Origin of the sequence: Edaphobacter aggregans DSM 19364, assembly GCF_000745965.1 — a bacterium.
Lineage (GTDB): Bacteria > Acidobacteriota > Terriglobia > Terriglobales > Acidobacteriaceae > Edaphobacter > Edaphobacter aggregans.
Map to the genome: position 1 here is coordinate 1 of NZ_JQKI01000013.1, position 23,963 is coordinate 23,963.

General features: G+C 60.4%; 18 protein-coding genes. 14 read left to right on the plus strand and 4 right to left on the minus strand.

Annotated elements, in window-relative coordinates; genetic code table 11:
* Positions 1–438, minus strand: a 438-nt coding sequence (locus Q363_RS05810; RefSeq protein ID WP_035348780.1) for a transposase, incomplete at its 3' end; no start/stop codon positions are given.
* A 250-nt stretch (positions 439–688) separates the two neighbouring features.
* Here Q363_RS05810 and Q363_RS05815 point away from each other — a divergent pair.
* Genes Q363_RS05815 through Q363_RS05845 form a run of 7 tightly spaced genes read left to right on the plus strand, consistent with a single transcriptional unit; the run spans position 689 to position 8,083 of the window.
* The gene (locus Q363_RS05815; protein ID WP_035348616.1) at positions 689–1,558 is read left to right on the plus strand and encodes an FAD binding domain-containing protein; all 870 of its coding nucleotides are present in this window, start codon (positions 689–691) and stop codon (positions 1,556–1,558) included.
* Positions 1,559–1,588: 30 nt separating this feature from the next.
* On the plus strand, positions 1,589–2,095 hold the full coding sequence (locus Q363_RS05820; RefSeq protein ID WP_035348781.1) for a (2Fe-2S)-binding protein: 507 nt from the start codon (positions 1,589–1,591) through the stop codon (positions 2,093–2,095).
* Positions 2,073–4,427, plus strand: coding sequence for an aerobic carbon-monoxide dehydrogenase large subunit (locus Q363_RS05825; protein ID WP_035348617.1), 2,355 nt, complete (start codon positions 2,073–2,075; stop codon positions 4,425–4,427). The genes Q363_RS05820 and Q363_RS05825 overlap by 23 nt, the downstream gene beginning before the upstream one ends.
* 4 nt (positions 4,428–4,431) lie before the next feature.
* On the plus strand, positions 4,432–4,977 hold the full coding sequence (locus Q363_RS05830; protein ID WP_051978433.1) for an SRPBCC family protein: 546 nt from the start codon (positions 4,432–4,434) through the stop codon (positions 4,975–4,977).
* Between the two features lie 34 nt (positions 4,978–5,011).
* Positions 5,012–5,923 (plus strand): AAA family ATPase, encoded by a 912-nt coding sequence (locus tag Q363_RS05835; protein ID WP_051978434.1) that lies wholly within the window; start codon positions 5,012–5,014, stop codon positions 5,921–5,923.
* A 24-nt stretch (positions 5,924–5,947) separates the two neighbouring features.
* Entirely contained in the window at positions 5,948–7,084 is a 1,137-nt protein-coding gene (locus tag Q363_RS05840) for a vWA domain-containing protein (protein ID WP_035348618.1), read from the plus strand.
* Positions 7,085–7,111: 27 nt separating this feature from the next.
* Entirely contained in the window at positions 7,112–8,083 is a 972-nt protein-coding gene (locus tag Q363_RS05845; RefSeq protein WP_035348619.1) for an XdhC family protein, read from the plus strand.
* 110 nt (positions 8,084–8,193) lie between these two features.
* On the opposite strand, the gene garD is transcribed toward Q363_RS05845, so the two are convergent.
* The gene (gene garD / locus Q363_RS05850) at positions 8,194–9,744 is read right to left on the minus strand and encodes a galactarate dehydratase (protein ID WP_035348621.1); all 1,551 of its coding nucleotides are present in this window, start codon (positions 9,742–9,744) and stop codon (positions 8,194–8,196) included.
* 86 nt (positions 9,745–9,830) lie between these two features.
* On the opposite strand from garD, the gene Q363_RS05855 reads away from it, so the two are divergent.
* Entirely contained in the window at positions 9,831–10,958 is a 1,128-nt protein-coding gene (locus tag Q363_RS05855) for a hypothetical protein (protein ID WP_051978435.1), read from the plus strand.
* A 266-nt stretch (positions 10,959–11,224) separates the two neighbouring features.
* Here the strand turns inward: Q363_RS05855 and Q363_RS05860 are convergent, their stop codons facing one another.
* The gene (locus Q363_RS05860) at positions 11,225–12,724 is read right to left on the minus strand and encodes a CehA/McbA family metallohydrolase (RefSeq protein ID WP_035348622.1); all 1,500 of its coding nucleotides are present in this window, start codon (positions 12,722–12,724) and stop codon (positions 11,225–11,227) included.
* A gap of 748 nt (positions 12,725–13,472) precedes the next feature.
* Between Q363_RS05860 and Q363_RS05865 the strand changes: the two genes are divergently transcribed.
* From Q363_RS05865 to Q363_RS05890, 6 genes are all read left to right on the plus strand, one after another.
* Positions 13,473–15,320 carry a CRTAC1 family protein gene (locus tag Q363_RS05865; RefSeq protein WP_084080064.1) on the plus strand — a complete coding sequence of 616 codons (1,848 nt, stop codon included), beginning with the start codon at positions 13,473–13,475 and terminating at the stop codon, positions 15,318–15,320.
* Positions 15,321–15,389: 69 nt separating this feature from the next.
* Positions 15,390–17,624, plus strand: a complete 2,235-nt coding sequence (locus tag Q363_RS05870; RefSeq protein WP_051978436.1) for a tetratricopeptide repeat protein — start codon at positions 15,390–15,392, stop codon at positions 17,622–17,624.
* A complete protein-coding gene (locus Q363_RS05875; RefSeq protein WP_035348624.1) occupies positions 17,621–17,992 on the plus strand; it encodes a c-type cytochrome in 372 nt (123 codons plus the stop codon). Before Q363_RS05870 ends, Q363_RS05875 begins: the two co-directional genes overlap by 4 nt.
* A gap of 53 nt (positions 17,993–18,045) precedes the next feature.
* Positions 18,046–20,979, plus strand: a complete 2,934-nt coding sequence (locus tag Q363_RS05880) for a sensor histidine kinase (RefSeq protein ID WP_035348625.1) — start codon at positions 18,046–18,048, stop codon at positions 20,977–20,979.
* Positions 20,972–21,598: a response regulator gene (locus tag Q363_RS05885; RefSeq protein WP_157466568.1), complete on the plus strand. Its 627-nt coding sequence runs from the start codon at positions 20,972–20,974 to the stop codon at positions 21,596–21,598. The genes Q363_RS05880 and Q363_RS05885 overlap by 8 nt, the downstream gene beginning before the upstream one ends.
* A complete protein-coding gene (locus Q363_RS05890; protein WP_035348628.1) occupies positions 21,595–22,134 on the plus strand; it encodes a hypothetical protein in 540 nt (179 codons plus the stop codon). The genes Q363_RS05885 and Q363_RS05890 overlap by 4 nt, the downstream gene beginning before the upstream one ends.
* On the opposite strand, the gene Q363_RS35760 is transcribed toward Q363_RS05890, so the two are convergent.
* Positions 22,131–23,801: a uroporphyrinogen-III synthase gene (locus tag Q363_RS35760; RefSeq protein ID WP_051978459.1), complete on the minus strand. Its 1,671-nt coding sequence runs from the start codon at positions 23,799–23,801 to the stop codon at positions 22,131–22,133. The genes Q363_RS05890 and Q363_RS35760 overlap by 4 nt on opposite strands.
* Between the last annotated feature and the right edge of the window lie 162 nt (positions 23,802–23,963).

Here is a 23,963-nt window from a genome sequence, read left to right on the forward strand (position 1 = left end):
CGTGCCATCCACGGTGAAGTGCTCATCGCTCATGAAGCGCTTGGCCTGCCGGTTGACCTCGCGGAAGAACTGCTGCGCGACCGCGCTGCTCAGCAACCGATCGCGGTTCTTGGAAAACACCGCGTGGTGCCATACCGCGTCGTCCATGCCCAGCCCGACGAACCAACGAAACAGCAGGTTGTAGTCGATCTGCTCGACCAACTGCCGCTCCGAACGGATGGAGTAAAACAGCTGCAACAACAAGCCCCGCAGAATATACTCCGGCGCAATCGAGCGACGACCCGTCGCAGCATACAGCTGGTCAAACTCCCCACTCAGTGACCCCAGAACCTGGTCGGTCAGCTGGCGCACCGCACGCAACGGGTGATCCTGAGGCACACGCTCCTCCAACGACACATAGCTGAACATCCCATCCTGAACCCGCTCATCTCCACGCATCCCAGTTAGACGAACATGACTGCACAGCAGTCGCATTCTTCAACAAGTTCCTAGACTAGGATTGCGGTCAGAACTTCCGGCTGGTCGATCGTGACGTTGTGGGGGCAACATCCATATCCTGCTGCGTTTGACCTTCCGCCTTTCCGGAGACTATAACGTTGCCGGGCCTGCAGGCTCTCTCAGTCTCGCGGGTTTCGCGTCAGTGGCTTTTCGTCAACATCCAGGAACCTGGATGGGAGGGTAGACGACGATGATCCCGCCGGCCTTTGAGTATCTCAGACCGAATACCATTCCTGAAGCTATCGCCTTCTTGCAGCAGTACGGTGACGATGCCAAGATTTTGAGCGGCGGACAAAGTCTCATTCCCATGATGAAGTTCAGGTTGGCCAGGCCCGGCTACCTCATCGACATCAACCGCATCTCCGGCTTGTCCTACATCAAGGAAGAGGGCGGGTACCTGAAGATCGGTGGCCTCACGCGAGAAGCCGAACTGGAAAACTCCCTGCTCATTCACTCGAAGTATCCCATTATTTTCGACACTGCCCGCATCATCGCCGACCCCCAAGTTCGGAATATGGCGACGCTGGCGGGCAACCTAGCTCATGGTGACCCAGCGAACGACCATCCGGCTACGATGCTGGCGCTCGGAGCGCAGGTCGTGGCGGTGGGGCCGCAGGGCGAGAGAGTGCTGCCCATTGAGAGCTTTTTCGTCACCCTCTTCACAACCGACCTTCAGCATGACGAGATCGTGAGTGAGATTCGCATTCCTACGCCGCCGCCAAGGAGTGGGGGCGCTTACCTGAAGCTGGAAAGAAAGGTCGGCGACTTTGCGACTGCGGGGGTAGCCGTGCAATTGACTCTGGATGGCGGAGGACTCTGCCAAAACGTCGGTATCGGTCTGACCAACGTGGGCGCGACGCCCGTGAAAGCCAGTAAGGCGGAGGAGTCCCTCCGTGGAAGGAAGCTGGATGAGGCCACCATCGCGCAGGCATCCCAGCTTGCCGCCGACGAAGCACAGCCAAGTTCTGACCTGCGGGGCCCTGTGGAATACAAGAAGGGCCTGGTCAAGGAACTGACCCGGCGGGCCCTCGCTCGCGCTTACGAGCGTGCAGGCAAATAGACGTTGGGAAAGGCGGCAGAGGATCCTTACATGGCGAAGAAACAATCGATTCAAGTCAAAGTTAATGGGCGTATTCGCGAAGCCCAGGTTGAACCCAGGCTGTTGCTGGTCCACTTCATCCGCGGATTTCCTGGACTGACCGGCACTCACGTCGGATGTGACACCACCCATTGCGGTGCCTGCACCGTGATGCTCGATGGAAAGACAGTCAAATCATGCACGATGTTCGCGGTGCAGGCCGATGGCTGCGAATTGCTTACAGTGGAAGGCCTGATGCAAAACGGCAAACTTCATCCACTGCAAGAAGGGTTCAAAGAAGAGCATGGATTGCAGTGCGGCTACTGCACACCGGGCATGTTGATGTCGTCATACGCCCTGCTTGAGAAGAATCCGAATCCTACTGAAGAAGAGATTCGCTGGGGGATCTCCGGGAACCTGTGCCGTTGCACCGGGTACCAGAACATTGTCAAAGCCGTGCAGTATGCCGCCGGCAAGATGAAGCAAGGAGGGAAAGATGATCTCCCGAACATCGCCTGAGATCGGTGGCATGGGCCACCCGATCAAGCGCAAAGAAGATCTGCGCTTCATCCAGGGCAAAGGCAACTATGTGGACGATGTTCACCTGCCCGACATGGTGTATGGACACATTGTGCGGAGTCCCTATGCGCATGCCCGCTTGAAGAGCGTGAATACGGAGAAGGCCAAGGCACTCCCGGGAGTTTTGGCGGTGATTACCGGGGAGGACCTCGCCAAGTCAAACCTTGCGTGGATGCCTACTCTGTTCTTCGACAAGCAAATGGTACTGGCTACAGGGAAGGTGCTCTTTCAGTCGCAGGAGGTGGCCTTTGTGGTGGCCGAAGATCAATACACCGCTGCGGACGCTGCCGAACTGGTGGAGGTCGAATACGAAGAATTGCCGGTGCTGGTCGATCCGCATAAGGCGCTCGATCCAGGATCGCCTATCCTGCGCGAGGACCGCGAAGAGAAGAGCAATCATATCTTTCACTGGGAGGTTGGCGACAAAGTCGCCACAGAAAAGGCCTTCGTAGACGCAGAGGTGAAAGCCAAGGTGCATGCAGTCTTCCAGCGTTGTCACCCGGCGCCGCTCGAGACCTGCGGGTGCGTCGCCGACTTCAATGCAGCGACTGGGCGAATCACCATTTACCTGACGTCGCAAGCGCCACATGTGCATCGCACACTGTTCGCGCTGGTTAGTGGAATTCCAGAAAACAATATTCGTGTTGTTTCGCCTGACATCGGAGGTGGTTTTGGGAATAAGGTTCCGATCTATCCCGGATATGTCTGTGCGGTTGTGGCTTCACTGACTCTTGGGCGGCCGGTGAAATGGATTGAGACACGTTCGGAGAATCTGCAATCCACCGGGTTCGCGCGGGATTATCACATGACAGCGGAACTCGCTGCGGGGCAGGACGGGAAGATCAAAGCTATGCGGGTGAAGACCCTGGCTGATCATGGCGCCTTCAACGCCGCCGCTCAACCTACCAAGTTTCCGGCGGGCCTGTTCAGCATATGCACCGGTGCGTATGACTATCCCACTGCCTTTTGCGAGGTCGATGGGGTCTACACGAACAAGGCGCCGGGAGGAATCGCCTATCGCTGTTCGTTCCGAGTGACAGAGGCCGCTTATCTCATCGAGCGAGCGGTGGATGTGCTGGCACAGGAGTTGAAGACTGATCCGGTTGAGTTGCGGCGGAAGAATTTTATTCCTCCGCACAAGTTTCCCTACGCGTCGCCGCTAGGTTGGTCCTATGACAGCGGAGACTATGATGCCGCAATGAAGGTGGCACTGGATACGGTTGGCTACGATGCGCTGAGGAAGGAACAGCAGGAGAAGCGCAAGAGGGGCGAGCTGATGGGCATTGGGGTTTCCAGTTTCGTCGAAGTTGTCGGGGCCGGGCCTGCCCATACCTTCGATATCGCCGGAATCAAGATGTTCGACAGCTGCGAGATTCGCGTTCACCCCACGGGCAAGGCCATGTGCCGCATGGGAACCAAGAGCCAGGGGCAAGGGCATGAGACAACGTATGCACAGATTGTCGCGCAGGAGTTGGGCATTCCTGCGGATGATGTAACTGTTGAGGAAGGCGACACGGACACCGCTCCGTATGGTCTGGGAACGTACGCCAGCCGCAGCACTCCCGTCTCCGGTGCAGCCACGGCCATGGCGGCACGTAAGATTCGCGGCAAGGCGAAAAAGATCGCGGCTCATCTGCTGGAGTGCAGCGAGGAGGATCTGGATTGGGAGCCCGGCAAATTCTTCGTCAAAGGCGCGCCGAGTAAATCCAAAACTATCCAGGACATTGCCTTCGCGGCATACACCAATATTCCAGCGGGCATGGAAGCCGGACTCGAAGCGGTGGACTATTACGATCCACCGAATCTCACCTTTCCTTTCGGCACATACATCTGCGTCGTGGATATCGACAAAGGTACGGGCGAGGTTAAAGTACGCCGCTTCGTTGCGGTGGACGACTGCGGCAACATCATCAATCCCATGATTGTGGAAGGTCAGATTCACGGAGGTTTGACCGAGGGGTTAGCCATCGCCTTCATGCAGCAGATTAGCTACGACGAGAGCGGCAATGTGCAGGGAGGGAGTTTTATGGACTACCTGATACCCACGGCGGTCGAGACTCCTCACTGGGAGACAGGCAAGACCTGCACGCCTTCGCCGCATCATCCCTTCGGCGCCAAGGGCGTGGGCGAGTCGCCTAATGTCGGCTCTCCGGCGGCCTTCGTCAATGCCGTGGTCGACGCACTTTCCCATCTTGGCGTGAAACACATCGACATGCCGATTGCGCCGTGGAAGGTGTGGAACATTCTCAAAGAGAAAGGCGTGGTCAATTAGGCTTATGTCGATCGAAATCGAAAAAACATTTCAGGCGAAGGAGCCGATCGAGCAGGTGTGGAGTCTGTTGAGCGATCCCAGGCGAGTCGCCACCTGTGTACCCGGCGCCAAGATTACCGAGCAAGTGGATGAGAAGACCTACAAGGGCACGATCAGTGTGAAAGTGGGACCGAGCGCAACTGACTACAAAGGCGAGTTGGAGATCGTTCGTCTCGACCCAAAGAACTACGAGATGGAGATTCTCGGCAAAGGACAGGATGTGAGAGGCCGCGGAAGCGCGTCGATGAAAATGACGAGCAAACTGCGTTCGCTTGAGGATGGGGGCACGGAGGTCACCAGCGTCTCCGAGGTCAACGTAGTGGGAATCCTGGCACAGATGGGATCGCGGGTGATTAGCGAAGTCTCCAACATTATGTTTCAGCAATTCACGAAGAACTTCCAGGCACAGCTACAACGGCCAGCAGATGCGGCATCGCCTGAAGCCAAGCCCATTAGCGCCGCCTCCTTGGCGTGGGCCGCGGCAAAAGGAGCGTTTCACCGCGAATCCTGAAGTCTGCCGATTCATCAGAAGTGGAGCGACCGTTATGCCAGCCCTGTCGGAGCAGCCCGCGGAGGAGTTTGTTAGAGACCCGGATGCTCTGATGCAGAGCTTTGGACGCCTGGGTTACATTGCAGACCGCTCCTTAGCCACAGCAGTCTACCTCATGACCAAATTGCGCAAGCCTCTTTTGATCGAAGGTCATGCAGGTCTCGGCAAGACAGAAGTGGCCAAAGTCCTGGCGTCGATGTTGGGGACCCAACTCATTCGACTGCAGTGCTACGAAGGGCTGGACATCAGTTCCTCAGTCTACGAATGGAATTATCAAAAACAATTACTGGCCATCAAGATCCAGGAAGGGACAGAGCAGAGTGTGGAAGAGAAGGAGAAACACATCTTTAGCCCCGAGTTTCTGCTGGAGCGGCCGCTGCTCAGATCGATCCTTGCTCAGGACGCTTCCCCCGTGCTCCTGATAGATGAAATCGACCGCGCAGATGAGGCATTCGAAGCATTTCTTCTCGAACTGCTTTCCGATTTCCAGATCAGCGTGCCGGAGATGGGCACCATCAAGGCCAAACACATTCCTTACGTCATTCTCACCTCCAACCGCACACGGGAGCTGAGCGACGCTCTGAAGCGCCGGTGCCTCTATCACTGGATCGATTATCCGAGCTTCGAAAAGGAGATGAGCATTGTGCGCACCCGATTGCCCGGCATCGAAGAGGAGCTGGGCATGCAAGTAGTGCGGTATGTTCAGACAGTGCGGGCGCTGGAACTGGTGAAGCCGCCCGGAGTGGCGGAGACGTTGGACTGCGCTCAGGCCGTGATTTCTCTTGGCAGCCGTCGCCTGAGTGCGGAGGTAATCGACGCTACGATCGGCTGCGTAGCGAAATCAATGGAGGATAGCGTGAAACTCAAGTCTGCGGGGATCGACAAGCTACTCCCGCGGACTTTCTAGAGTGGCGGCGACAGGGAGGACATCATGCGTCAAGAACAATCCGAACGCCTGGCCGCCTCCATCGTAGAGTTCTGCCGCTTTCTCAGAATGAGTGGACTAGCCGCGGAACCGAGCCAGACGATCACGGCTCTCGAAGCAGTCAAAGCAATCAACGTTACAGACCGGCAAACCTTCGCCTTTGCGCTGCAGGCGGCGCTGTGTTCCACCAATGAAGAATTGGAGTTATTCCCTAAGCTCTTTCAGGAATTCTGGGGCGAATCACAACCTAGGCCACGGTCTGCCTCAGGTGAGTACAAGGGACACTCCAAGGGGAAACCGCCGGAACGGGAAGACGGCTCTACTGTATTTCTCGATCAACCCGCCTACGCAGCTGCGGGGCAGGACGGGAAAAGCAAAGCGGTTTATGGAGCGAGCGCACAGCAGCGATTGAAAAAGGTGGATTTCACTGAAGTGCCGTACGATGACCTGGCTTCTCTGGAGGAGCTCTCTCTGCGTCTTTTGCGGCGGATGAGCTTGCGCCGCTCGCGGAGACTCACCATCAGCACACTCGCAGATCGCGTCGATCTCCGCAGAAGCATTCGGCGCAGCATCATGCATGGCGGTGAGCCGATCATCTTGGCTTACAAAGGTCGAAAGCCGAGAAGGAACAAGCTGGTAATTCTTCTCGACATCAGCGGCTCGATGAATTTCTACAGCTTGTTCCTGGTGCGTTTTGCCTATGCCCTGCAGTCGCGTTTCCAGCGCATGCATACGTTTCTCTTCAGCACCAACGTCGTCGAGATCAGCGACCTGCTTCGCACTTGCAATCTGCCTGAGGCTCTACAGCGGCTCTCGCAACGGCCAGCCGGCTGGTCAAGCGGTACGAGGATCGGTGAGTCGCTCCAGCAGTTCAACCAACTCTACGGAAGGAAGCTGCTCTCGCGCGATACCATCTTCCTTATCCTGAGTGACGGCTGGGATACCGGAGAACCTGACCTGCTGGCGGCGCAACTACGAGCTGTCAGGCGACGAGTGCAAAAGGTCCTATGGCTTAATCCGCTGCTGGGACTGAAAGAGTATCAGCCCATTACACGGGGCATGGCTGCTGCGCTCCCTTACGTGGATGTCTTTGCTTCGGCGCATAACCTGGAGAGCCTGTTGGCACTGGAGAAATATCTGTAGGGATAGATATGGAAGAGGAGATAACAAATGTTCGATCAGTTCCTGAACAAGGCGAGTGAACTGCTCGCAAAAGGTGAGCCCTACGCAGTCGCCGAGGTTGTGCGCTACCTGTCGCCGATCTCGGGCAAAGTTGGGGATAAGGCGATCGTCTTCGCCGACGGCACGGTTTGGGGCTGGATCGGTGGCGGCTGCGCACAACCAGCGGTGATCAAGGAGGCACTCAAAGCGCTCAAAGACGGTCGACCTCGGCTGGTCCGTATCAGCCCATCATCTTCTCAGGAGGAGGGCATCGTGGCTTACAACATGACCTGCCATAGCGGTGGCACTCTGGACGTTTATATCGAGCCTGTTCTACCGAAGCCGAATATCTTGATTCTGGGGCGTTCCCCTGTGGGACGAACGTTGGCCAAGCTCGGCAAGGCTATCAACTACTCAGTTTCGGTCGCCGCTCCGCAGGCTGACCGCGCGACCTATCCAGATGCGGACCAAGTGCAGGCGGATTTGGACCTCAGCGGAGTAAGGATCGGACCGCAGACCTTTATCGTCGTGTCCACCCAGGGAGAGTACGACGAAAAGGCGCTCGAACAAGCGCTCAAAACTAATGCGTCTTATGTGGCGTTTGTCGCTAGCAAGGTGAAGGCAGCGAAGGTCCTTCAATCCGTAGGCGAACGAGGGGTCAGTACGGAAAGACTGAACCAGGTTCGGGCCCCGGCGGGACTGAACATTCAGGCTGGCACGGAAGAGGAAATTGCCGTGAGCATCCTCGCCGAGATCGTCCAGCTGAGCAGGAAACAAGCTGTCGAACAGAACGACATCGCCGCGTCGCAAGAAATCAAAGAGGAAGCGACAGATCCAATTTGCGGAATGACCGTAGACGTAAGGAAAGCCAAGTACAGATCGGAGTTTGCCGGTAAACCGTTCCACTTCTGTTGTGGTGGCTGCAAAGAGGCATTTGATAAGCAGCCGGATAAGTATGTCCTAGCCCACCTTTCCACATAAGCCACTCCGGTGGGCGCTCGATGGCGCTTATCAACCCAGTTGACGCTACTCAGCACCTTTGCCAGCACTGGTCTAATCTCAAATGGGCACAGAACATTTCTTTCGCATCTCTAAGTAACAGGAGCAGGGTTGAACAGAGCAAGGTCATTGTGCAGTCGCCAGTGATCGGCCCATGTCTCCCTACGACCGCTTGCCACCTCAACAATCATGTCGAAGATACGTTGCCCCACCTCGGCGATCGTCTCTTCCCCGGTAGCAATCGTCCCCGCATTGATGTCGATCAGATCCTTCCAGCGCTCTGCAAGCGACGTTCTGGAAGCAACCTTAATCACAGGAGCCATCGCGAGCCCATACGGCGTCCCTCGCCCAGTCGTAAACACGTGCATGTTCATCGAAGCGGCAAGCTGCAGCGTACCGCAGATGAAGTCGCTCGCCGGTGTCGCGGCGAAGATCAGCCCCTTCGTCTTCACCTGTTCCCCCGGACCATACACCCCGACGATCGGCGAATTACCCGCCTTCGCAATCGATCCAAGCGCCTTTTCGACAATATTGGCAAGCCCGCCGCGCTTGTTCCCCGGCGTCGGGTTCGCGCTTCGATCCACGTGGCCCTGGTCGAGATACGTGTCATACCACCTCATCTCCCGGATCAGCTCCGCCGCGACCCGTTCGTCTGCGGCCCTCGCCGTCAGTAGATGAATGCCATCGCGAACCTCCGTCACCTCGGAGAACATCACCGTCGCGCCCGCCCGCACCAGCAGGTCCGCCGCATACCCCACAGCGGGATTCGCCGTAACCCCAGAGAAGGCATCGCTCCCCCCACACTGTAGCCCAACGACGAGATCCGACACTGGCCGAGTCGTTCTCCTCCGTCTATTCAGTTGATCCAGCCGTCTCTCCGCCATCGCCATGATCGCCTGCACCATGTCGCCGAAGCTGTGATGCTGCTCATCCTGCAGCCGAACCAGAAACGGCTCCTCAGACAGGATGGACAGCGTCCCCGCCGGAATCAGTTGCGAAGGCTGCAGCTTCTCGCACCCCAGACTCACCACCATCGGAGCGCCTCCCAGGTTCGGGTTCAGCATCAGATTCCGCAGCGTGCGGATCGGAATCTCAGCCCCCGGAGCGTTGATCGCAACCCCGCACCCATAAGGATGCGTGAGCGCAACCACATCGTCCACGTTGGAATACTTCGGAAGAATCTCCTTCTTGATGCGCGAGACCGCAAACTCAACCGTCGCCGCAACGCACTGCACCGTCGTCGTAATCCCAAGAATATTCTTCGTCCCCACCGACCCATCGTCGTTGAGAAATCCCTCAAACGTCACCCCTTCGAGCGGCGGCAGCACCGCCGACACATCGGTCGCAATCGGCAGATCATCAAGCGACGGCGGAGATGGCACACTGATATTCCCCTCATGCACCCAGCTGCCCCTCGGAATATCGCTCTGCGCATGACCAATCGTGACGCCATAGCGAATCACCGCCGCCCCCTCCGGCAGGTCGACCAGAGCAACCTTGTGAGCCTCCGGAATGGCCTCCGTCAACACCAACCCCGAGGCAAACCGCGCCCCCGCCGGAAGACCGCCCTCGTTCACAACGATCGCGACATTATCCGTCGGAGCCACCTTGACATACAGCGGAGGCGTCTTCTTCGTATTCATCACCGGTCAATCCCTGACCTTTCTGACAATCAACAAATCTACCGATCGCACCCCACTCGCGTAAAACCGGTACCATCCTTCACAGGATGCAGCCGACCTCCACCCAAGTCGCGCCAGCCGCGCCGCCCGCCCCCGGCCCGCTCTCCGGCTCCGTCCTCGTCCTTCTCCAGTTCGACATCTGCGAAGAGATTCGCCTCGACCAGCTCCGCCATATCCTCGGCGCCGCCACCGTCTCGCAGCCGTCGCTCAAACACCCCACTCCCGGCTACATCCGCTACCAGCGCCCGCCCGTCGTCGAACCCGTCGAACCTCTCGTCCTCGACAGCGGCGAGCGCCTCCGCGCCGAGATCAAGTACTACGACTACGGCGTCCTCTCCGTCGTCTTCGAGCTCCCCTTCTCCGCCGACTGGCAACGCCTCATCTCCCTCTCCTCCCGCTGGGTCTGGGACGTCGACTTCGCCGCTCACGCCTCCCTCATCGTCCGCCAGAGTCTCGAGCGCGCCCGCCCCGCGCTCCACAAACCCTACGCCGACTGGCTCTCCGAGGACTACTTCATCTTCCACCTCCGCGAGATCGCCGGCTCCCCCACCGCCTCGCAGCTCATCGCCAACCACGGCCCCAGCATCGCCCAGGTCGTCCGCGGCGAGAACCTCCAACTCTCCGAAGGCGAGTGCCACGAGGTCCTCCAGTCCCGCATCTCCTACTACCCCTCCGACCTCGCCGTCATCGGCTGGAACGCCGCCCTCCTCTACGACACCCCCGCCGGCGCGGAGACCGCCATCCAGCTCCTCGAGTACGCCAACTCCCAGCTCCTCGAGTTCCGCCACTACGACGACCTCCTCACCCGCGAGCTCGACACCGTCTACGACTCGCTCGAAAAGCGCACCGGAATCCTCTTCCGCTGGCGCCTCGCCCGCTCCGCCACCAACCTCCACACCGTCCTGCTCGAGGTCATGGAACTCACCGAGCACGCCGACAACGCCATCAAATTCCTCAGCGACATGTTCGCCGCGCGCCTCTACCGCCTCGCCGCCTCCAAGGTCGGCGTCCCCGACTACAAGGACCTCGTTACCCAAAAAATCAACACCGCCGAAGACCTCTACCGCTTCATGGTCGACCAGTTCAACCAGAGCCGCGCCCTCTTCCTCGAATCCGCCGTCGTCATCATCCTCGTCATCGAACTCATCTTCTTCTTCCGCGGCAACCCCTTCTGACAACTCTTCGCAGCAACCGTTCTAAAGCAGCCTTCCTTCGGGGCATCCCATCGTTAGCCACTACGGTTTAGCCACTACGGTAAAGACCGTCATTCCGAGCGAAGCGAAGAACCCCCGTATTTCACACCGCTCGCACCGCCGAAGATCCCACCCGCTCCAAAAGTTAACAATTCAGATAAACCGGATTCCCGCAGGGTGCCCCACGTCTCGCTTCTGAGACATGGGTTCATCGTGCGCAAGCGCGACCCAACCGCACCAAGCACCCACTAAAAATTCAAATAAACCGGATTCCCCAACACCAGCAACCCACCATCACTCCCCCTCACATTCACCCGCACCCAATGCCGCTTCCCATCCGAAACCTCCTCAAACTCCCTCGTCTCACTCGGCCCGGCAACCGCATCCCCCAGAGCCTTCACCTCACCATCCCGCACCACCTCCGCACGCGCCCCCACCAGCCCCGTCATCGTCAGACGAAACTTCACCGCCACCCCCGCCGGCACCTTCAACGAATCCCCCATCATCACGTTCTCCCCACCCGCCGAAGCCCCAAACTCAATCGCGCGATCCCGCGATCCCGTCGCATCCACAAAGACATGTCCCGCGCGAATCCCCTCCAGTACCGCCGCCTCCGAAAGCTCCTTCGCATACACCACCGTCGTCGGCTTCCCCACTCCGTGCTGCGGTTCCAGCGTCGCATTGTGGTTATCGCTTCCACCCACCGCCGTCACCCGAAACCCATCGTTCAGCCTCTTCTGCCAGAACGGAATTCCTGACAGCGGACCATCCATATTGCCTCCGTTGATCGCCTCAACCACATGCACCCTGCTGAATTCCGTATCCTTCACCGACCACCCACACCCCATGCAAGCGCTCCCCGTCGGCAGCCCCGGATGATTGATCGACAGCAGCCCACCCTTCCGCTCCACCTCATCCATCAACGCCTTGAACGTCGGCACGCCCTTGCTCGTCAGCCGAAAATCAATGAACTCCGTCGTGCCAAAAACATTCGCATGACCATCGAAAGTCGTCACCTCGCGCCCCGGAATCAGCAGCATCCTGTCGAAGTAAGGCGCCAGCTCCCGCATCTCGTCGAAGTGCGACATCGTGTTGTGGTCCGTGATCGCGATAAAGTCCAGCCCCCGCGCCCGCGCCGCCTCCACCGTCTTGTACAGCGGACAAGGCACCTTCTTCCCCGCCTCGCTCGTGCAGCTTCCATCACTGTGTGCATCGTGCATATGTAGATCGCCGCGGTACCACGCCGCACCCTCGCGCACCGGCCCCGGCACCGCCTCCGCGCCAAACGTCGAAGCCCCGATCCTCTCGCCCTCGCGCGCAAAGTAAACCTTCGCCACATACTCCGAGCGCACCCCCTTCCCCACACTCGGAACCCCCAGCAGCAGCTTCCACACTCCCGGCCTCACCGGCCCCGGCAGATACGAAGGCGTAGCATCCGTGTCCGAGATCGTAAACGCACTCTTGTTGCCTCCGCTCCACCCGCGAAACCCCTCGCTATCCACCAACCCCAGGTCCACCGTCGTCTGCTTCTCATGCCCCGTGTAGTGAAAATCAACACTCACCCGCACCACACCCGCTGGAACCGTAAACGGCACCTCGACATACGTCTCGCGATCCTTCTCCGTAATCGTCCCCTTCAGCACCAGATCAGGCTTCCGCTCCTGGGCCCCTGCACTCCGAACTCCCAACACCACAGAAAACACTGCGACACAAATCCCAACCGCACGCAAAAAAACAAGCCTCACCATGCCCTCCGCCTCAACCCAAGATATTGATCAGCAACCCATTAAATACAAAGCACACGACGCTTCGATAAAAGTGTCATCCTGAGCGAAGCTCGAAGGTGTCATCCTGAGCCAAATTTCAAAGTGTCATCCTGAGCGAAGCTCCGCAGGAGCGAAGTCGAAGAGCCTGCCCTGAGCGAAGGCGAATGGGACCTGCGGTTGCTCTTTCCGTTGCTTTTGCAGTTGCTTCTAAGGTAGAGCGGGGCTTCAGCCCCGCGTCTAAAGCCCCGCCGCGATAGCGGCGCACCACACTGCCGTAGGCTGGAGCGAAGCCCGAAGGGCGCAGCGACCACAATCTCTCCATCGCCCAGAAACCTAAGGTAAAGCAGCCCTCAGGCGTTCACATTTCAAAGACAATCCGCGGACACGCGGTTGCCTGCTGAAAAAATCTTGTCAAGCCCCAAAACCATCTATCTCCAACAAACCAAACCACATCTACGTTGCCGATTAATTCCCCTCCGCCTGCTATTCTTAAAGAAGCTAAGTAGTTCGAAAGCCCTCGGCGCACCCCGCCGGGGGCTTTCGCTTGGCAGCCCAAACACACGAAGGTACCAACCTAACTTACCTTGCTTGAATACTTTGCACACGTAAGTGCGGGGAGGGGGTACCTCAAACAGGAGGCGGAAACTTACGCGGAACTGGCACGGCATGGTAAACCTGTTCACGGCCCGAAAGCCCGCGTGAACTCGCCGCGCCAGACAAAGGACTCTGAATGACCCGGTTCCACCCCGCCGCCCGCTGCATCGCCACACTCTGCACCCTGCTGCTCCTCCCGGCCCTCAGCCCCGCCCAGTCCGGTCAGCAGCCCGATCGGCCCCAGGAGGGCGGCCAGCCTCCCGCCCGAGGCGGAGTCAACACCGGCGGAGCGCACCCCGCCACCTACGACCAGCAACACCGCCCCATCACCGCCGGCGGCTTCGTAAAAACCGGCACCGTCATCTTCGAGGACGCCACAGCCAAGTCCGGCCTCGCCTCCTGGACCCACACCATGGGAACCCCGGAGAAACGTTTCATCATCGAAGCCAACGGCTCCGGCGTCGGGCTCATCGACTACGACAACGACGGCTGGCTCGACATCTACCTCGTCAACGGCACCACCTACGACGCGCTTGCCGGCAAGGCGCCCGCCCCCAAGGCCGCGCTCTTCCACAACAACCACGACGGAACCTTCACCAACGTCGCCGACAAAGCCGGCGTCACCAACGAGCGCTGGGGCTTCGGCGCCGCCATCGCCGACTACGACAACGACGGCTGGCCCGACATCTACGTCTCCAACTTCGGCAAGAACCGCCTCTATCACAACAACCACGACGGAACCTTCACCGACGTAGCCGAGAAGGCCGGCGTTACCCTCGGCAACTGGTCCACCGGCGCCACCTGGGGCGACTACGACAACGACGGCCGCCTCGACCTCTTCGTCCCCGGCTACATCCACTACGACGTAGCCACCGCCCCCGCGCCCGACAAAAAAGACACAAGCAACAGCTTCTGCCAGTTCCGCGGACAGGACGTCATGTGCGGCCCCCGCGGCCTCAAAGGCGAGCCCGACCACCTCTTCCACAACAACGGCGACGGAACCTTCACCGACGTCAGCGAAAAGGCCGGCGTAGCCGACAAGAGCACCTACTACGGCCTCTCCTCCGCCTTCGTCGACATCAACAACGACGGCAAACTCGATCTCCTCGTCGCCGACGACTCGACCCCGAACTATCTCTACCTGAACAAAGGCGACGGAACCTTCGAGGACGCCAGCTACGCCTCCGGCTACGCCCTCAACGAGAACGGCCGCGAGACCGCCTCCATGGGGATCGCCATCGGAAGCTACCAGAACAACGGCCTCGTCGACATCTACAACACCACCTTCTCCGACGACTACAACCCGCTCTACCGCAACGACGGAGGCGCCAACTTCACCGACGCCAGCTACCAGCTCGGCATCGCCGAGCCTACCGTCCCCTTCCTCGGCTGGGGCGACGCCTTCCTCGACTTCGACAACGACGGCTGGAAGGACATCATCATCGCCAACGGCCACGTCTACCCGCTCGTCGACAGGATGCCCTGGGGCACCAGCTACGCCCAGCGCCCCCTGCTCTTCCGCAACCTCGACGGCAAAAAATTCGAGCCGGTCCCCGCAGTCGAAGGCTCCGGCCTCGCGCACGTCGTCGCCGGCCACGGCCTCGCTGTCGGCGACCTCTTCAACGACGGCAGGCTCGACGCCGTCATCAACGTGCTCGACGGTCATCCGCTGCTGCTGCGCAACGTCTCCCCCGACACCCACCATTGGATCGAACTGAAACTCGTCGGCGGCCCAAAGAGCCCGCGCGATGCGGTCGGTGCAACGGTCTACCTCACCGCAGGCGGGAAGCGCCAGCGCGGCGACGTCATCTCCGGCGCCAGCTACGCCTCTACGCACGACCCGCGCGTCCACTTCGGGCTCGGCGACGCGACTGCAATCGACTCCATCGAGGTTCACTGGCCCAGCGGCTCCGTAGAGAAGTTCACCGCAGGAAAGCCCGACCAGATCATCACCCTCACCGAAGGCAAGGGCTCAAAACCATAACGCTCCCGAACATCTCAACCTTTTGATGGATAGCCAACTCATCCCGCGGTTCACTAGAATCAGCACGCTATGAAACTCAGGTCTCTCCCCCAGCGAATCGGCCGCGTCCTCGTTGGCGCCCTGCTGGGTGGAAGCCTCACCTGCTTCCTTCTCGGAGCGCGAACCTCGACCGCGCACGCGGACAACGACGCTGCCCAGCCCGCACAACGCACCGTCTACTCGCAGTCCGTCGCCGAGCACTACAACACCCGCTTCGGCGCCGACCATCCCTTCCTTCCCTCGCTCGCCACCACAGACACCGGCGAGTTCATCAACCCCAGATCCTTCCCCACCGCGAAGTACTGCGGCCACTGCCACCAACAGGCCCACGCCGAGTGGCGCCAGTCCGCGCACTCCAACTCCTTCCGCACCCCCTGGTACACGCGCAATGTCAACCTCCTCATGGCAGAAAAAGGCATCGAGTACGCCCGCCACTGCGAAGGCTGCCACAACCCGATCGCGCTTACTTCGGGAGCCATGACCAAGGGCTCACCGATCAACCGCAAGTTCGACGAGGACGGCGTCACCTGCTCGGTCTGCCACGCCATCCAGAAGGTCGACACCCGCGGCACCGGCAGCTACGTGCTCGCGCAGCCCGCCGTGCTCGTTGATGAAAATGACAAACCCATCTACGGCGACATCTCCGACAAGGAGATCCTTACGCACCTCGACCGCCACTCGAAGGCGGTCATGAAAGACTTCTATCGCACCAGCGAGTACTGCTCGGCATGCCACAAGGCCGCGCTTCCTAGGCAGCTGAACGACTACAAGTGGCAGCGCGCCATCTTCCTCTACGACGAGTGGCAGCAGTCCAGCTTCGCCAAACAATCTCCGCTGCCCTTCTACACCAAGGACTCCGTCTCCACCTGCCAGACCTGCCACATGCCGCGCGAGGCGCTCACCCTCTCCGATCCCGGCGCGAAAGAGGGAAAGCTTGCAAGCCACCGCTGGCTCGGCGCCAACACCATCATGTCGAAGTTCTACGGCTACGACGTGCAGATGGATAAGACCGTCGCCTTCCTGCGCAACAACGTCTTCAATATCGACATCTTCGGCCTGGAGAAAAACGGCGGCAGCATGACCGGCCCGCTCGGCACGGAACCCGTCTCCATTGCCTCCGGCGACACGCTCACCACGTCGATCATCATCCAGAACAAGGGCATCGCACACAGCCACGTCCCGGAGCAGCGAGATATGTACGAGAGCTGGGTCGAGTTCGAAGCCAAGGACGCCACCGGTCGCATCCTCTCCCACTCCGGCGGCCTTATGCCGAACGGCGATCTGGACCCGCGCGCACACAGCTTCACCAATCGCCTTGTCAACGTCAAAGGCGAGATCAACGATCTTCACCAGGTCTGGAACAACCGCGTCGTCGCCTACAACAACACCATCGCCTCCGGCCGCTCGCAGATCGTTCGCTACCAGTTTCGAGTGCCTGTTGACGCAAAGGGCCCCATCACCGTCACTGCGCGCGTCAACTACCGCCGCTTCGACCAGCACTTCATGGACTTCGCCATGGGCAAGGACCACTATCCTATGCCCATCGTCGAGATGGCCGCGCGTACACGTAGCTTCGAGCTAGGCAACAACCCAGCTACGAAGCCTGACCCTGTCGACAACCCGCTCTGGATGCGCTGGAACAACTACGGGATCGCCATGCTCGACGCCCAGCAGTACGCCGAGAGCGTCCGCGCCTTCGAGCAGGTCGCCAGGCTCCGGCCCGACTACCCTGACGCCCACACCAACATCGCCATCGCCAACTTCCAGTGGCAGCGCTACGACGACTCTCGCACCACGCTCGACCAGGCGCTCAAGCTCAGCCCGCGCAACGCGCGCGCGCTCTACTACCTCGCGCTCGTCGAACGCAATCAAGGCAACCTCGATGCCGCCATCGCCGATCTGCATGAGGTCATCGCGCAGTTCCCGCGCTCCCGCGATGCCCATCGTGAGCTCGGCTTCTCCTTCTATCAGCAGCGCAAATACAACGAAGCGCGCGCCGAGTACGAGACGCTCCAGACCATCGACCCGGACGATCTCGCGGCCCACTACATCCTCTCCATCGTCTATCGCCGCCTAGGCCTCGCCGACAAGGCTGCGCACGAGGCCGCCATGTTCGCCGACCAGAAGGACGACCCCACCGCCAGCACCTACGCTCTCGAGTTCCTGCGCAAGCACACCGAGGTGGCGAACGAGACAATCCCGTGGCACACCCACACCGATCTCACTCCGCAGCAGGCCAAACAAGGCGGAACGCCCGCCCAATGATCCTGCGTCGCCTCGCTCTGCTCGCCATACTCTCAGCCGTCTCCTCCTTCGCGCAGGATTCCGCACCTCCTGCTCCCGCACCCTCGCCTGCCGAACCGGTTTCAACCGATCCCCGCATCCGCGGAGCCCAGGCATTCGCCAGCAGCGGTTGCCCACAGTGTCATACGATCCGCGGCAACGGCGGCGTGAAGGGCCCCGACCTCTCCGGAGTCGGCCGGCGTCTCAACGACGAGCAGATCCGCGCGCAGATACAAAACGGCAGCAAGCAGATGCCAGCGTTCAGTGATGTGCTACAGGCCAGCGAGACCGACGATCTCGTCGCCTATTTGCACTCGCTCCGCGATAAGAGCAAGCATCCCAAAAAGTAACGAGAATTTCGAGCGGTCTCACGCAACAGACCAGCTACCATCCAGAGAGCACAATGAAGCCTCTTCTCCATCGCGCCCTCCGCTATGTGCTCGCGATCTGCTACGCAACTGCGCTCTCCGGATTTGCGCAAACTATCTCCAACCTTGGCCACCAGGCCTGGACCACGGAAATCGGCCTTCCGCAGAATAGCGTTCATGCTATCTTCCAATCGCGCGACGGCTATCTCTGGATCGCAACCGAGGGCGGTATCGCCCGCTTCAACGGCGTCGAGTTCAAGGTCTTTCAGCATGAAAATACTCCCGCCATCACAAGCGAAGACATCTGCTGTTTCGCACAGACCGCAGACCCAGGAACCCTCTGGATCGGCACCGCCGATGGCATCCTCCGCTACTCCGCTGGATCGTTCCATCGCTACAGCACCGCGGATCACCTGCCCTCGGCCGATGTCCTAGCACTGTCCTCCGATGGAAGCTCCATCTACGCCCTTACCGGTGGCGGGATCGCACGCTTTGACGGTACCGCCTTTTCGCCGATTGCCGTTAGCCCCACGCCCACAGCCATTGCCGCCACATCCAACGAGAGCCTTCTTATCGCCACAGCATCAGGACTGATGCAGTACCGCCAGGGCAGCCTCACGCGCTCCTATCAGCAACTCGAACCAGTACGACAGCCCGTACAGGCCTTCGGTCTTCTCGCCGATCACACGCTCTGGCAGCGGTCTCGTTCCGCGCTCACGTTTACCGCGAACGGCAACTCACGCACCATTGACTCACGCGCACTCAACGGAGCGCGAATCGAATCCTTCCTGTCTGACTCGAACGGTGCCCTGTGGATCGGGACGAGCAAAGGTCTCTATCATCTCGACGATCCTGCCTCCGCGCCGCGCCTTGTCCCAGATCTCGCAACCAACAGCATCCTCTCCCTCTTCAAAGACGCAGAAGGCAACCTATGGGTCGGCACCGAAACCAGTGGCCTGCATGTTCTTCGCCGCCGCAACTTCACCGCTCTGCGTGATGGTTCCGATCGCGTAGTCACCGCAATCGCGCAGACCGGCGATGGAGCCATGTGGATCGGCTCCAACGGAGACGGTTTGGATCGCTGGCTCACAACCACCACGAAGCATCTCTCCGCGCAAAACGGTCTTCTCAGCGACATCATCCTGTCCCTCGCGCCTGGAGACTCCGATGATCTCTGGGCGGGAACTCCCGACGGTCTCAATCACATTCAGGGCGACCACATCGATTCCCTCACCTCCGCCGACGGCCTTCCCGACGACTTCATCCGTTCCCTTCTTCCTGACAACAATGGCAGCCTTTGGATCGGTACGCGCCGCGGCCTCGCCAACCTGCACGACCATACGATCACAACCTTCACGCGTGCCAATGGCTTGCACAGCAACCTCGTAGGTGCTCTGCTCCAGTCGCACAGCAACGGCGATCTCTGGATCGCGACACTCGATGGACTCTCCCTGCTGCATAACGGCGCCATCAAGACCTTTACCACCGCCGACGGATTGTCAGGCAACATCGTCACTGCCCTCTTCGAAGACCCGACCGGCAATCTCTGGATCGGGACGCGCGGCAACGGACTTACACTTCGCACCGGCGAAGGGCGCTTTCTTGCGCTTCACCGCAGCGATCTCCCTGAAACCATCCATGCAATCGCCGGAGACGACCAGGGCGCGCTCTGGTTCGCCTCCTCACACGGCATCACCCGCGCACCTCTCTTCGAGCTGATCGCCTGCAGCTCCTCGGCCGCCTGCCCCCTCCACGTCAAACATTACGGTCTCTCCGATGGAATGCCCACCGAAGAGACCTCCGCAATCGGCCATCCCTCCGTCTGGAAGACCGCCGGTGGACCGCTATGGTTCGCGACCCGCAAAGGCGTCGCCATCGTCGACCCCGCGCACCTGTTCTTCAACCGCGTTCCTCCGCCCGTCGTCATCGAACGCTTCGCCGTCGACGACATCGAGCAGCCCGCAGGCGTGCGCATCCCGCCCGGCCATAGCCGGCTCGACTTCCAGTACGCCGGACTCAGCTTCGTCGCTCCCCCCCAGGTTCGCTACCGCTATCGACTCGAAGGCTTCGACAAGCAATGGACCGACGCCGGCTCGCGCCGCACCGCCTACTACACCAACCTTCCTCCCGGCAGCTATCGCTTCCTCGTGCAGGCTGCAAACAACGACGGCGTCTGGAGCGAGCACGGCGCTGAGCTCGCCTTCTCCATTCAGCCGCCGTTCTACCGCAGGGTGTGGTTCCTTCTTCTAGCGGCAGCTGCGCTCGCAGCGCTAATCTTTCTGATCTACCGCCTGCGCCTGCGCCGTCTGCAATCGCAGTTTGCGGCCGTACTTGCTGAACGCAATCGCGTCGCCCGCGAGATTCACGACACCCTCGCCCAGAGCTTCGTCGGGGTCTCCGTGCAGCTCGAACTCGCCACGCAGCTTCTCGCAAACCAGCAGATCGACGCAGCGCGCAGCCAGCTAGACCGCACCCGCACCTACGTTCGCGAAGGCATCGCCGAGGCGCGCCGCAGCATATGGGACCTCCGCGCAGCGACCGCGCAGAACACCCTGCCCACGCGGCTTTCGCGCCTCGCCGAACAGTTCAGCTCCGATCATCTCGCCCTTCACCTCAACATCGGAGGAACCTACCGCCCGCTCGATGCAGCGATCGAAAACGAGCTTCTGCGCATCGCTCAGGAGTCTCTCACCAACATCTCTCATCACGCTCACGCATCTTCGGCGACCATCGATCTGCGTTATGAAGCGTCGGATCTTACGCTGACCGTTGCCGACGACGGCCGTGGATTTTCCCTTACGCCGGCCGATACCATCGCCGCTCAGGGACACTTCGGCCTGCAGGGAATGCGCGAGCGCGCCTCCCAGATCGGCGCCGACCTCTCCATCATCACCTCGCCGGGCCAGGGAACTCGCATTACACTGGTCCTCCCTCTTGCTCCCGGGAAAGGAGCTCATGCGAATGCCTGAACGAATCCGCATCCTCGTCGTCGACGATCATCACGTCGTCCGCCAGGGCCTCGTCGCTCTGCTCGGAATCCTGCCTGAGATCGAGGTCGTAGGACAGGCCGCCGACGGCGCCGAAGCCATCGCACTCCATCGCTCGCTGCATCCCGACATCACCCTGATGGATCTGCAACTTCCCAAGCTCTCCGGCGTCGAAGCGATCCGCCGCATTCGCGCCGAAGATCCCGCCGCGCGCGTCATCGTCCTCACCACCTTCGACGGCGACGAAGACATCTACCGTGCCATTGAGGCCGGCGCGAAAGCATATCTGCTCAAAGGCATGACCGTCGACGAACTCACCTCGACCATCCGCGCCGTGCACTCCGGCAAGACGCGCCTCGCTCCGGCCATCGCCGAAAAGCTCGCAGAGCGCATGAGCGGTCAGGCCCTCACCGCTCGCGAACAGAACGTGCTTGAGCGCATCGTCGCCGGCCGTTCCAACAAAGAGATCGCCTCCGATCTCGACATCTCCGAGGCGACCGTCAAGACTCACGTCAACAACCTGCTCGGCAAACTCGGCGTCAGCGACCGAACCCACGCGGCCACCGTCGCCCTGCAGCGCGGCATCGTCCACCTCAAATGAAACGGCTTACTATGCACTCGGCGAAGATTCTTCTCACACTCGTCATCACGCTTCCGCTCGCTTCACCCATCACACTTGCCGCTCCGCCAAAGCCTTCGTGGCGCGCTGCGACTCCTGACGAACTCGCCGCCGCACTGCCCGCTCGCGCGCCGGTCGAAAAGGAACGCATCGAAACCGAGATGCGCACCGCATCCGGCATCATCGATACACGCGGCAAGCTCATCGCCGGAGTCGTGCTGATCACCGCCGGCTACTCGGCCGACGGAAAATACTCTCACTACTTTCTAGTGCAGTCGCCCATCACCATCGCCGGCATCGCCCTGCCGCCCGGCTCCTATGTCATCGGCTGGCAGCGCGGCGACGACTCCCTTGCCGTCGCCTTCTACGACGCCGCAACAGGCTCCCCTCGGGGCACCGCCACAGCTCACCGAATTCCAACCGGATCGCGCGTCGAGAGCTTCCGGCTCTGGCCGCCGAATGACCATGCCATCCTCCAGATCGGCCGCTTCGCCCTTCCGTACACGCTAGGAGATTAGTGATTCAGCCGTGACTGCTTCGGCTCTCCTGAGTCCTGACCCTTGCGAATCTCTTCGCCCAGCAGGATCGCCTCGGCGATCTCGAGCATCGACTTTCTTCGCTGGCGGCTCTCCCGCTGCATCATCCGGTAGGCCTCCTCTTCGCCAACCCCCAAGTCGCGCTGCAGAATTCCCTTCGCGCGCTCGACAGCCTTGCGAGCCTCCAGCCTTCCCGCCAGCTGTGCATTCTCGTTCTCCAGCCTCGCCCGCTCCACCTCTGCACCCACCAAGTAGCCGATCGTCGACAGCAGCCTCACCTCATTGGCCGTGTGATGGTACGACTGGCGATGCTGCAGATTCATGACGCCTACCACCTTGCTCGCGCACAGAATAGGCGTCGAGAGCATCGCCTCAAACCGGTCCTCCGGCAGATTCTTGAAGAGCTTGAAGCGCGGATCCTCCGACGCATTCGAGGCGATCGCTACCGGCTCACGATGCTCCGCCACCCAACCCGTAATTCCCTGCCCTATCTTGATGCCCAGGTGGTCGATCACGTCGGCGTGTGGGTTCTTCGAGGCGCGCAGCATCAGCTTCTCTCCCTCAAGCACATAGATGAAGCACGAGTCGCAAGGAATCACTGTCGTGACAAAATCCACGATCCTCCCCAGCACCTTGTGAAACGAGTCTGCCGCCGCGATCCTGCTCGTGATCTCATGCAGAAAATCGATCGGCGCGATCGGCCCCGCCGCCTGCGCGTTCGCCGCTGCCTGCTTCTCGCTCTTGCTGTCCTGGGCAACCGCCACACGCAGTCCCACCTGCCTTGTGTTCAGGCTGCGCGCCAGGCTGTTCTTCTTCGCCTCCACCAGCCTGCCCGCATTCTGCGCCGCCTCGTTTACCAGAAAGCCCATCTTAGGATGCGACGGCTCAAAGTCCGGTGTGATGCCGTGCTGCTCCAGCTCTTCGGTGGTCGTCGGCCCGATCGAAGCCACCACCAGCGACCGCAGCCCCGCTCGCAGAGCGTCCATCGACTCCATCTGCGCCGCCACTTGAAACAGATGAATCACCTGCGCCGCAGTCGTGAACAGCACCACGTCCACGCCGCCGTTCGCTACGCCCAGAACCGCTTCGCGCAGCGGGCCGAGATCCTCCGGGAGCGCCCACTGGTACACCGGAACCTTCGTCACTTCAGCGGTGTTCTCCGTCAGCGCCTGCAGCAGCTCCGGGTTCGAGACACCGTACTCCTGCACCGCCACGCGAAAGCCGGCGAGCGAGATGCCGAACTCCGCTTCCATGGCCGTCATCATCTCACGCCAGGTATTCGGCTCCGGAGCCACGACCGCAATCGGCACCTTCAGCTCCTTGAGCGCCGCAACCGGCTTCGGACCGCGTGCCGCCACCCGAACCTTCCTGAGAGCCTCCAGAAACTCTTCGCTCCTGCCAGCCGACTCAACGATGCTCATCAGCGCGCGCACCCCGACCCCCGTCAGAAAGACGACCAGGTCGAAGCTACCCCCGATCAGTTTTTCCGCAAAGTCCAGGGCCAACCGGTTCGACTCCAGCGGAATCTCGCGCATCGCAGGCACCACAAACGGCTCGCCTCCGTACGTCCGGATCAGCTTCGCCATCTCGCTCGAACGCCTCGACTCCAGCGATAGAACTCTCAGTCCATCAAAGCTTGCAGGTGCCATCACGAACTCCCCAAAAGCCATAGAAGCTGCAGTTTGCATTACCAAACGGTAAATTTCGACTTAAGCGTAGGGTCTGTTGTCCATCATTTTACAGACACACCCCAAATCGCATAGTTCCATGTTCTCCCTGCCGCTCTCTCGGGCCCGGGCCGTTCCATCGCA